We start from the raw sequence: 12,039 nt of genomic DNA on the forward strand, positions 1-12,039 counted from the left end.
TTATGTTCATCACGGTCAGGCACGAGAGACTAATACTGCTCAATATCGCATTGTGCATAAAAAACAACCAAACAAGCAATTAACATATTAACCCAAATAAACAGATAAACTCAAAACAAAAACTGCAAATGAATCAACAAACCAAACTAAAATCCATACTTTTCCACATAGATTCAAAATTAACCACTACAAAACACAGATAGAACAACAACACAACCCTCTTAACAAACCAGCAACATATGAATTATCATACTGTTGAAATATGCAAGTACAGCGAAGCCTTCTTTCAATTGAGTCAGATTTTAGTACTGGCGGCATCAAAATCTGCATACTGAAATACATGACATTGCGTCGTATTTCTATGCCGAAACGACAGTACTCAGACACTTGCTCAGATGATAAGTCGGTCTCGCACAACAACAACGAAAAGGACATTTCATGCAAGCAATTGTAGATTTTCTAAATGGTATTATCTGGAGTCCCGCTCTGATATACCTCTGTCTGGGCGCAGGCCTGTTTTACTCTATTCTCACTCGTTTCGTTCAAATCCGTCATTTCCGTGAAATGTGGCGCCTACTTTTGTCAGGTAAAAGCTCAGAGAAAGGAATTTCTTCTTTCCAAGCACTTGCCGTCTCTCTTTCAGGCCGCGTTGGTACGGGTAATATTGCCGGTGTTGCCGCCGCAATTGGCTTTGGTGGCCCAGGTGCGGTGTTTTGGATGTGGGTGGTCGCCTTCTTTGGTGCGGCAACCGCCTACGCAGAGTCCACACTTGCACAAATTTATAAAGAAGACACCGATGGGCAGTTCCGTGGTGGCCCTGCTTACTACATTGAAAAAGCGATGGGTCAAAAGTGGTATGCATGGGTTTTCGCTATCGCGACTATCTTTGCCTGCGGTGTCCTTCTACCGGGCGTGCAATCCAACAGCATAGGTAATGCCGTAGAAGCTGCATTCGGCCCCGGCGATATGATTGAAACAGCCATAGGCACTATCAGTTTTGCAAAAATTGCAACCGGAACCTTTATCGCTATTGTTCTCGGTTTCATCATTTTCGGTGGTGTAAAACGTATTGCGAGCTTCACACAGATTGTTGTGCCTTTCATGGCCTTAGCCTACATTATCATCGCGTGTGTGATCATATTACTCAATATCAACCAAGTCCCTACCGTGTTCGGCATGATCATTGGCGATGCCTTTACACCAATGGCGGGTATTGGTGCCGCAATTGGCTGGGGAGTTAAACGCGGGGTTTACTCCAACGAAGCAGGCCAAGGCACCGGACCTCATGCAGCGGCAGCGGCAAACGTTCAGCACCCAGCGCAACAAGGGCTAGTACAGTCTTTCTCAATCTACATTGATACCTTGCTGGTTTGTTCTGCAACCGCCTTTATGATCATTATCACAGGCGCTTACAACGTGCATGGTCCAGAAGGCCAATTCTTAATTCAGAACTTACCTGCTGATATCGGCGCTAACGGGCCAGTATTTACCCAGATGGCGATTGAGACAGCGCTGCCCGGTCTCGGTAAACCTTTCATTGCTTTCGCACTGTTCTTCTTCGCCTTTACCACCATTCTCGCGTACTACTACATTGCTGAAACCAATGTGGCTTATCTGCGTCGTACCCTTGATATACCAGGTATGATGTTTGTGCTTAAAGGCGTTATCGTTGCGACAGTGTTCTACGGTACGGTGAAAACCGCAAACTTAGCGTGGGCAATGGGTGACGTAGGTGTTGGCCTAATGGCGTGGTTGAACATTATTGGCATATTGATCATTTTCTTCCTTGCCAAACCCGCAATGAAAGCACTGCGCGATTATGAAGAACAACAGAAAGCCGGTGTCACCGATTTCACCTTTGATCCCGTCAAATTAGGTATCAAGAATGCAGATTACTGGGAAGAACGTCTTAAAAAGCAAACGGCGTCTTCTCAGGCAGAAAGTGACACAAAGGGTGAGACAAATGTAGCAAACCCTTCACAACCCTGACTAAAAAGCTGCTAATCTCCGCTAAGGCCGCGAATTCGCGGCCTTTTTCTATTTCTGCATCATCCCCACAATCCTCCCATCAACGCTATAGTTAAGTAAGGTCTAATTCGCCTAGCCTATCGAGCGAATACCATATGCTCACTGGGATGATAGCGCGATCGCCTCTGGTATGAGGCACATCAATAATAGGAGTGACTGCGACTTTATGCGTTGGTTTAACCGACTTTCTATACGGGACAAGGTCGTCGTTTTGATTGCATCAGGCATGATGTTTATCTCTACACTGCTTATTGTTGTCTTTTACGTTTCTGCTGCCATCGAAATGAAGAACAACGAAAAAAGCAACATTCACAGCATTGTCGGTATAATTTCACCCACGCTCACCGCCACCGTGCTGTTTGATGACCACGAGGGCATGCAAGAAATCTTATCAACGGTTGAAAACAACCCGTCAATCGAGCGTATCTATCTCCATATCGATCCTCAAAACAACGCGACGAGCACGACCCTCCCTAGCGACAGTAGCGCCCTCCTTCACCCCTTAGTCTCCGATGGAAAAACCATCGCCGTATTGGAAGTGATTCCGAATAACTTTGTGACCAACCAAAAGTTACTGTATTTCTTTCTCATAACCATCGGCGTTTTGGCCATCGCTATCTTTATTTCTCTCACTTTCGCCCGATTACTTCACAGTGCCATCAGCGGCCCGATTTTGCATTTAAGTGATGTGATTCGCTCTGTCTCGCGTTCAGGGGACTATTCGATGCGTGCCCATGTCTATTATCAAGACGAAGTGGGTTATCTTGCCGAATACTTCAATCGAATGATGAATGAAGTAAACCATAAGGAGCAGTTTCTCGAGGAGCAAGTGAGAACACGAACAAAAGATATCGATGAGAAAAACCGCCAGCTATCCCTGATCGCTTATCAAGATGGCTTAACGGGACTCAACAATCGCGCCCGCTTCCTTGATAAGATTGAAGAGCTCGTGGAGGAACACCGTCCTTTTTCTTTACTGTTCTTAGATTTAGACAAGTTCAAAGATGTTAACGATAGCCTCGGGCACGATGCGGGAGACGAGCTGCTTAAAGCCGTCGCATTGCGCATTGCCGCGGCCGTCACACCCAATGATACCGTCTGTCGATTAGGTGGCGATGAGTTCACAGTGATTTGCTGTGATCGGGATGCGAAGCAGAGCTATGCTGTCGCCGAGGCCATCCGTAAGTCGATTCTCAATCCGTTTGAAATCCGCCTAACCAAAGTTTACGTCTCCGTCAGTATTGGCTTTACCCACTACCCAGAACATGCGGGATGCGGTAAGGAGTTACTACGCAAAGCCGACATGGCGATGTACTACTCGAAAAATCAAGGTCGAAACAACATCTCGGTTTATGACGAATCGATGGAAGTCGAGATTAAACAACGCTTAGAGATCAGTAATGATTTTCGTGAGGCACTGATTGGTGACCAATTTATGGTCCATTTCCAACCCATTGTCGATTTGCAAACTGGTGCATGGACGAAATTTGAAAGCCTCATCCGCTGGGAACACCCATCGAAAGGAATTATCTATCCTTCGGACTTCATACCGCATGCGGAAAGCAACGGCTTTATCTCGGATCTGGGTTACTGGGTTTTCTTTCAAGCCGTGCGTTTTGCCCATCGCGTTTTTGAAGTTACCGGATTTTGGATGCCCGTTACGGTGAATTTCTCTGCCGACCAATTTAACTCACCGCAGTTTGACCTTGATAAGCTACTAAGAGAATTCTCACTCTATGATATCCCGGAAGGCACGATCATCATTGAGATCACCGAAAACATGTTGATGGACGTCAATCCGGCGGTATTAGAAAAGATTCAAGCCATTAAGGCCGTGGGCATACGGCTCGCACTGGATGATTTTGGCACCGAGTATTCTTCGCTGTCTTACCTGCAAAAACTCGATATCGACATATTGAAAATTGACAAATCCTTCGTATCCAAAATGGCCTCAGATAAAGACAGTTTTACGCTTTGCGAAGCCATTGTCAGCATGTCTCACAAGCTTGACCTTGAAGTTGTCGCAGAAGGCATAGAAAACACCACTCAAGAAGCAATGCTCAAGGAAATGGGTTGTAATTACGGCCAAGGTTATTACTATTCTAAACCTTGTTCCACAGACTATGCGCTGGCGATACTGAAGCAAATGCAGATTTCTCGCCAAGTACAAGTACCTGAATAGAGAGTTGTAATCCGAGTGACACAAGCCAATAACCCGTTACATGGTATTACGTTAGCCATGATGGTGACCGATCTTGAAGCCTATTATGGTTGGGAAGAGTTAGGTAAACGTATCAACATTCGTTGTTTTCAACACGAGCCAAGTGTTAAATCCAGTCTGAAATTTCTGCGTAAAACCCCTTGGGCAAGAGAAAAAGTCGAGCAGCTCTACGTCGATTCCTTCTGTTAAACCAGCGGATCGACTCAAATTACCTCAAGAGGTTTGTTCAGCAAACACTTCTGAAGCCTGCCTCTTGAAGTCGCTTGCGTAAACAGTTCAATTACAGTACTTCGACAATCGTTTTGCCGTTTTCGAGCATTTCTTCGCAATAGGCGCCATTGAGTTGTTCCCCCAGAGGAGAATGAGGTGTCACAACGGTAATCTTCCCCATGGTGCTCGCATCCACCTTTAAACCGCCTGCAATCGGCAGCAACCAGTACCAAGCTCCCGAGCTCAATTTCACCAAACTGCCAATGTCAACATCGCCCTCATCTTCTACATCTTGCCACTGTAGCGTCTTCAGTTGCAATATCGCCAGCTCGCACTCATGGACACGCTGAGATTGACCATGCGCCAGATACGCTGCCTCTAAACCGATGGTGTCATACTGTGTTTCGGCAACACTTTGCTCGTGGGTCGCATCATGGTGCGCACTATCTGCCGCAGACAATGCCGTTTGGCGTTGCTCTTCAAGTTGAGCGATCAGAGAGAGACGTAGTGTATCTTTAAGTTGTGCAGCGTCGTTCATGAGTATTGCGGTATTATCAAATGAATTAATGGGCGAACAGTATATACTCAGGCGCGTGTTAGTGCCTCTGGTTTAAAGTCACAATATAGCGACGTAGGCCCGCACTTAACGAGAAACTTGCATAAAGTAGGATGGATACAGAAAACGAGAAGCAGGATGCTTCCCGTTAGGCGCACTTTCACAGCGCGCCACGATATGGCAAAGCGATTGCCCCAAGTTGTCTATTAGATATTGCCCTATTAAACCAATGGTCTACCGAGGCAATAGTCTATTGAGGCAATGCCGCTTGATGCGCAGACATGAGGGCCATCATTTTAGCTTTGGCCGCTTTTTCCGCCGTAAAGTAATCCTCGTCTTCAGCCATCTCAGTGACCACTTCGTAGTAACACTTGATTTTTGGCTCTGTTCCCGAAGGACGTACAATCACCCGAGACTGATCGTCCAGTTGGAAAATCAACACATCACTGCTCGGCAAGGTCAGTGCGGTTTCCGTACCAGACGCATCAACAGCCATACCGCGTTGATAATCTTCGGTAAGCACAATCGTTTGACCCGCAATCTGCGTGGGTGGTGTCTCTCGTAATGCTTGACCTATATTTGGCGTATCAGGCCGTAGCGCGATACTTTTTTGTGCATTGAAATAGAAACCGTGTTGACGATAGATTGCCGTTAAGCGATCCCAAACCGATTGCCCCTTTTCCTTCAACTCTGCCGCTAATTGCGCAAAAGCCACTAACGCAGAAAGCCCATCTTTGTCCCATACCGCCGTGCCCAAGGTGTAACCGAGCGCCTCTTCATACGCAAACAAGAACGGTGTATTGATTGTCTGCTTCTCCATCGCTACGTTTGTTAACCATTTAAATCCAGTGAGCGTTTTATAATAATCGCCACCCGCTGCATTGGCGATTTTCGCTAGCAACGAAGAAGAGACAATGGTGTTCCCAACAAGAGACTTAGGCTGTTGCGCGAGTAGATAATGCCCCAACAAGGTACCGACTTGGTCCCCTGTCAACATTTGAAACTCTCCATCTGGTCGGCGCGCCGCGACCGCCAAACGGTCTGCATCAGGATCGTTTGCAAAGGCGATATCAGCCCCTTGTTGATTCGCCTCAGCGATCACTAAATCCATCGCTCCCGGCTCTTCTGGGTTTGGGAAATTCACGGTTGGAAAAGTCCCATCGGGTTCGCGTTGCGATGCCACACTATAAACATGAGCAAACCCCTTCGAGGCCAACAGCGCCTCTGCCATATTCGCGCCTACACCGTGCATGGCCGTATACGCGAGTTTAAGCGCTTCAGGCTGGTGATGATTTGTGAGCAGCTCACTGTCTTCCTGCATGTGCTGATAAGCGGCGTAATAAGCTTCATCTAACCACGTTAAATACCCTTTCGACTCCCCTTCTTCCAACGACATCAGTTGCAATGGAACGGTCGCCGCGTGGTCAATTTCTATGGCAATGCCTGCGTCATGTGGCGGGATGATTTGCGCGCCATTCTCCCAATACACCTTAAAACCATTGTACTCTGGCGGATTATGACTGGCGGTAACCACAACAGCCGCTGCCGCGTTAAGGTGCTTCACGCCAAAGGCAGCAATTGGGGTAGCCGCAACATCATGGGTAAGGTAGACATGAATGCCTTTCGCCATTAGCGCTTGCGCTGTATCTTCAGCAAATTGACGAGAATCCGGTCGACCATCATAGCCTACAACGACACCGCGCACCTGAGCTTCTGGTACCGTATTGAGAAGGTACTGACCTAGCCCTGCAGCGATTTCTTGAATCACTAATCTGTTCATCCGCGCAGGCCCAGCACCCACTACGCCGCGTAAACCTGCGGTTCCAAAAGCGAGACGACCACTAAAGCGATCCTCAAGAACATCCCAAGACTCACTGTCGATTAACTGAGTTAACTCCTGCTGTGTGTTAGGCTCGGGATCTCTGGCAATCCACTCCATCACGTGAGCACGAAGTTGTTGAATGTGTGCGGTCATAAATACGCCTTATGCTTTTATCAATTTGTTCACAACATACGTTAAATGATAATAATTATCATGGAATTTGCAGACAAATGTGCTTCAGATCAACACCAAACGATTGCGTACCCAGCGTCATTTCATCCTCTACGCCGCGTCTCCTATCGAAATACCGATCCTCCTAAACTGGCAAAACGCAACGATAACGACAGATAAAACCACCCCATTAGGCATATCCACAAACTTCATCAAGTCGCTTGGGTATATATTTCCGTTATGTCTATGCTTACATTAGCTTAGATAATGATTTCATCGACACCAACATGCGAGTTAACCCCGCGCCTTATGAGGGATCTCTATGCATACCTTCTTCAGCTTACGCAACCCAGTCTTGCTTCTGCTCATTTGTTACAGCTCTGGTTTTGCGTTAGCTGATACTCAGAGAACCTACAGAATTGGCCTTGCGGTATGGTCTGGCTATCATGCTAGCGTGCAGGGGTTTAAAGATGGTTTAGCCTCCAAAGGCTTGGTCGAAGGCGAAAATGTCATGTTCTTAGTGGGTGAGACGGCAGCGAGCAAATCCGTTCAGCAGAACGTTGCGCACCGTTTTAACGATGCTGGCGTTGATCTGGTCTACTCGTTAACCACGCCGGGCACCTCGGTGATGAAGGAGATCATTGAACCCGATACCCCTATCGTGTTTTCAATCGTGACCTATCCTGCCGATTCTGGATTAATTGAGTCGTTCGAATACTCAGGTAATAACCTTGTTGGCACGAGTAACTATGTGCCAACAGAGCACTTTCTCACCTTAATGCGGCTTATTGTCCCAAACGTCCAAACCGTCGCTATTTTCCACCGCAAAGGTGAGCCCAACTCACGTATACAAGCCTCAAATCTTATACGAATGTTAAAGCAGCACGATATACGCAGCCTCAACTATGAACCCGCCTCGATTGGTCAGGTCATTCACATGGCCAACGAAGCGGCGAGTAAAGTCGATATGTTTATCACAACAACGGATACCTTGATGCAATCAGGCGGGGAAGACGCGCTCATCACGATTTCACTGGCGAAGAAAATTCCCATCCTGAGCTCAAATAAACAAGGCATCGTTAACGGTGCAACCTTTGGTCCCGTCGCCGATTTTTACACACTCGGTAAAATGGCGGGCGTGAAAGCGGCGAGAATTCTCTTAGAAAACACTCTCCCCACAGACCTCGAGTCAGAAGTACAGTCTCCCCCTCACTTTCTGATTAACCTCACCAGCATTAAACAGTTAGCGCTTCCCGTGCCTAGCCATAAGCAAGTTACCTTTACCTACACCGAAGAGCGCGTGACCTCCTCTGACGCTAGTGAGACTCCACCGCAATGAAGTTGCTGACTAAGTTTGTTCTCTCGTCAGTCGGTGCCGTCTTTCTTGTTGTGGGCGGCTTGGGCTACACATTGCAAAAAATGGTCACCGACACCATGATGACCACGCAGCTCAAGCAGCTCAATGGCAACGCGGCAATCGCCTTAGTGAAAATATTAGATCGGCAAGAGCAAACGTTAGATATTTTACGTATCAGCGCACGAAATCGAGAGATTCAAAAAGCATTACAACGTTTTGACAATCGAGGCGTCAGTCAAATTCTCAACGACTTACCTAACACCTACGGGTTTGTTAACTACGCCATTGTCGCCGAGCCCGACGGCACCATATTTTCCGTCAGTACGCAAGACCATTACAATCGCCGGGTTGACGGAGAACAGTTACTGCTCCACTCCATTTTTGAGCACCCTGCCTTCGCTCGACCCACGTCACCCATTAAGCCCCACGCCAGTGCGCCGCTCGTTGACCCCTACTTTCGTGAAATAGGCATTCCTGAACACACTGGGCAATGGCTTGTTACAGAGATCACAAAACGCGGCGAACATATCGGCTGGTTCGTCATCTCTATCAACTGGGAGTCCCTGAATCATGACGTTATCGAAAGCGTCTCCAAAGAACTGATAACGTCAGGCCACCCCGTGCTCGCCGCGGGCATTTTTGACGAAGGGAATGTACTTCTGACCGGATTTCCCAAAAATGCGCAACTGGTTGAGTCGATCAAACCCGAAGGCCTGATCATCCCTGACTTCGAATACAAACAGTTCGCCCTAGCTGGCAAAAAGTACCATATCGAAATTGAGTACGACTACGAGCAAGTTTTTTCTTCACTGCAACAGATGAAGTTACTGATCTTCGTTTCAATTTGTGCCGCCGCGATCTTTCTTGCCATCGTGCTTTACATGCTCATGAAACAGAGCTTACTGAGACGATTGGCCGCCCTTGAGTTGGGGTTTATCACCATAGGCAAAGGGGATCTCGATTATCGCATCCCGCCATTGGGTGACGATGAGATATCACAGTTGGGTGAAACCATGAATGTGATGGTCGCGAACTTACAAGCCACCACCACCGACAAAGAAAAACTCGATGCGGAAATCTTTGAACGTAAGCGGGCAGAGTCTGAGATGCGCCAAGCATTACAAATGTCAGAAGCCACATTGAATGCAACCGATCACGGCATCTTAGTGACCGATGGTGCGGGCACGCCTATACGCCTGAATCAACAGCTGGCCCGATTACTGAAATTCTCCATTGACTATGACCTACCCGGCCAAAGTGGCCAACTCGTTCACGATTTATACTCTCGAGTGGATATGGATAAACGGACCATTCCTGCCAACTTTCTCACCCATAAAAACATCACCAATCAGAAACTCATTTTAAAAAATGGACGTCATCTTGACGTTAACAGTCAGCCTATGTGGCACGATGATGAACTACTTGGCCATGTCTGGAGTTTCCGTGACATCACAACCGCGCTTCAATCTGAGCAAGCACTGATACAGGCAAAAGAGAGTGCCGAGCAAGCCGCTAAGCTTAAAAGTGAGTTTTTAGCCAGTATGAGCCATGAGATACGCACCCCGATGAATGGTGTACTCGGTATGCTGGGCTTACTCATCAAATCGCCACTTTCTGAAGATCAACTCAAACGTGCGAAACTCGCTGAATCTAGTGCTAACTCTCTGCTTACCATCATCAATGACATTCTCGACTTTTCAAAAGTTGAGGCGGGAAAACTCGACTTAGAATCGCTTGATTTCGATTTACGACAGTTTATGGGGGACTTTGCGGAAGCTAACGCACTTGCTGTTCAAAACAAAGGGCTAGAGCTGGTACTCGACATGACTGGCATTGAACAGTCAATGGTAAAAGGTGATGCAAATCGCCTTAGACAAATTTTCTCTAACCTTGTCGGCAACGCCATTAAGTTCACTGAGCGTGGGGAGATCATCATCAAAGCGGAACTCATCCCACTTAACGATGAGTGGCGCTTTGATTGCAGCGTCAAAGACACGGGAATAGGCATCGCACAAGATAAAGCCAACAAGCTTTTCAAAGCTTTCAGTCAAGTCGATGCCTCTACCACCCGAAAATATGGTGGTACCGGATTAGGCTTAGCGATCGTTAAGCGGCTTTGCCAACTTATGGGAGGTACTATCTCTGTTTCTAGCTTCCCCGAAAAAGGCAGTGAATTCACTTTCAGTGTCTGCTTGGGAAAAAGTGCGCAATCAAGACCCGTATTGCCAGTCGACGATATATCAAGCCTAATGATACTGATCGTTGATGATAACAGGTCCAACCGCCAAGTATTAGGCAATCAGCTTAGAAAATGGGGCGCAAAGGTTACTGAAACCAGCAGTGCATCCGAAGCGCTCCGGGCTTGTCGTCAACGGTCAGAATCATCGGGGGAACGGCAATTCGATATCGCCTTGATCGACATGAGCATGCCAGAAATGAATGGCGCAGATCTCGGAGCCATCATCAAAAATAGCCCTACATTGCGTCACATCAAATTGGTGATGATGACTGCAATGTCCCAAAATGGTGATGCCAACTACTTTGCCAGACTCGGCTTCGACGCCTATTTCACCAAGCCAACCACAACAGCAGACCTGTTTAAGGCGCTTTCTGTCATCAAGGCTCATGATGGCTATGGTGGGCGCTCCGTATCCAAAACACCCAATCATCTACAAGCTGACCAGGATCAACCCGCCAAGGTTACAAGCCAGGATGGCCAACCACAGCGTATTCTGTTAGTTGAAGATAATAAGATTAACCAACTGGTCACTATCGGTATTCTCGAAGAGCAAGGCTACAACATCGATGTCGCTAACAATGGGAAAGAAGCACTGCAAACTCTGCGCAATGAAACCCATGACGCTAAATACGATGTTATTCTCATGGATTGCCAAATGCCTGAGATGGATGGTTATGCCGCAACCAAGGCCATTCGGATTGGTGATGGTGGTAAAGCCTATCAAGGCATTCGGATCATTGCGATGACAGCGAATGCAATGCAAGGCGATAGAGAGAAATGTTTAGACGCCGGCATGAATGACTACATCGCCAAACCCATTGATGCGAAAGAGTTACTTGGGAAACTCACTGTCGGTGCATCTCGCTGATCACAATCCCATCAAACTGAACTATTTTCGGTCACTTGAACCACAAAACCGTAAAAAGTTTCCCTTTCCTCTTGCAAGCCTCAGCAAGAATCACTAATATCAGCCTCGCTTTCAAGCACAGTGATACGACCGTAGCTCAGTTGGTTAGAGCACCACCTTGACATGGTGGGGGTCGGTGGTTCGAATCCACTCGGTCGTACCAATCTTCTTACCTAACCTAGTAAGAAGAAAGAATTTGGGTCTATAGCTCAGTTGGTTAGAGTACTACCTTGACATGGTAGGGGTCGGCAGTTCGAGTCTGCCTAGACCCACCAAATTCCAATAATCGCACTCTCGTTAGAGAATCCCAACGCGATTATTAGGGCGATTAGCTCAGTTGGGAGAGCACCTCCCTTACAAGGAGGGGGTCACTGGTTCGAGCCCGGTATCGCCCACCACTATCAAAACGCCTGCTCATTGAGCAGGCGTTTTTGTTTTCTCTTCTGCTAAATCTACGCGGATTTCGCTTTCTCTCGACGCATCACGCAACAACAGGTCTCAATGGCTGTTTTTTGTCGTCATCTCTCA

At 47.3% G+C, this 12,039-nt stretch carries 7 protein-coding genes and 3 tRNA genes; 8 read left to right on the forward strand and 2 right to left on the reverse strand.

The features are described 5' to 3' along the window. Positions 1 to 438 precede the first annotated feature (438 nt). The 3 genes from TSUB_RS08870 (at position 439) to TSUB_RS08880 (ending at position 4,438) form a co-directional block, all read left to right on the forward strand. A complete protein-coding gene (locus tag TSUB_RS08870) occupies positions 439 to 1,989 on the forward strand; it encodes an alanine/glycine:cation symporter family protein (protein ID WP_087018466.1) in 1,551 nt (516 codons plus the stop codon). Positions 1,990 to 2,194: 205 nt separating this feature from the next. Next, a complete protein-coding gene (locus TSUB_RS08875) occupies positions 2,195 to 4,210 on the forward strand; it encodes an EAL domain-containing protein (RefSeq protein ID WP_159064848.1) in 2,016 nt (671 codons plus the stop codon). A 15-nt stretch (positions 4,211 to 4,225) separates the two neighbouring features. Then, on the forward strand, positions 4,226 to 4,438 hold the full coding sequence (locus TSUB_RS08880; RefSeq protein ID WP_087018470.1) for a VF530 family protein: 213 nt from the start codon (positions 4,226 to 4,228) through the stop codon (positions 4,436 to 4,438). A gap of 91 nt (positions 4,439 to 4,529) precedes the next feature. Here TSUB_RS08880 and TSUB_RS08885 read toward each other — a convergent pair whose 3' ends face one another. Further along, positions 4,530 to 4,997: a hypothetical protein gene (locus TSUB_RS08885; protein ID WP_087018471.1), complete on the reverse strand. Its 468-nt coding sequence runs from the start codon at positions 4,995 to 4,997 to the stop codon at positions 4,530 to 4,532. Between the two features lie 268 nt (positions 4,998 to 5,265). Then, positions 5,266 to 6,990: a phospho-sugar mutase gene (locus TSUB_RS08890; protein ID WP_087018473.1), complete on the reverse strand. Its 1,725-nt coding sequence runs from the start codon at positions 6,988 to 6,990 to the stop codon at positions 5,266 to 5,268. Positions 6,991 to 7,330: 340 nt separating this feature from the next. On the opposite strand from TSUB_RS08890, the gene TSUB_RS08895 reads away from it, so the two are divergent. The 5 genes from TSUB_RS08895 (at position 7,331) to TSUB_RS08915 (ending at position 11,909) form a co-directional block, all read left to right on the forward strand. After that, positions 7,331 to 8,347 (forward strand): ABC transporter substrate-binding protein, encoded by a 1,017-nt coding sequence (locus TSUB_RS08895; protein WP_087018475.1) that lies wholly within the window; start codon positions 7,331 to 7,333, stop codon positions 8,345 to 8,347. Beyond that, a complete protein-coding gene (locus TSUB_RS08900; protein WP_087018477.1) occupies positions 8,344 to 11,472 on the forward strand; it encodes a response regulator in 3,129 nt (1,042 codons plus the stop codon). Before TSUB_RS08895 ends, TSUB_RS08900 begins: the two co-directional genes overlap by 4 nt. A gap of 125 nt (positions 11,473 to 11,597) precedes the next feature. Beyond that, positions 11,598 to 11,674 (forward strand) — tRNA-Val (locus TSUB_RS08905). Positions 11,675 to 11,709: 35 nt separating this feature from the next. Beyond that, a tRNA-Val gene (locus TSUB_RS08910) sits at positions 11,710 to 11,786 on the forward strand. A 47-nt stretch (positions 11,787 to 11,833) separates the two neighbouring features. Beyond that, positions 11,834 to 11,909: transfer RNA gene (locus TSUB_RS08915), tRNA-Val, on the forward strand. Positions 11,910 to 12,039: the final 130 nt, after the last annotated feature.

The organism is Thaumasiovibrio subtropicus (assembly GCF_019703835.1).
Lineage (GTDB): Bacteria > Pseudomonadota > Gammaproteobacteria > Enterobacterales > Vibrionaceae > Thaumasiovibrio > Thaumasiovibrio subtropicus.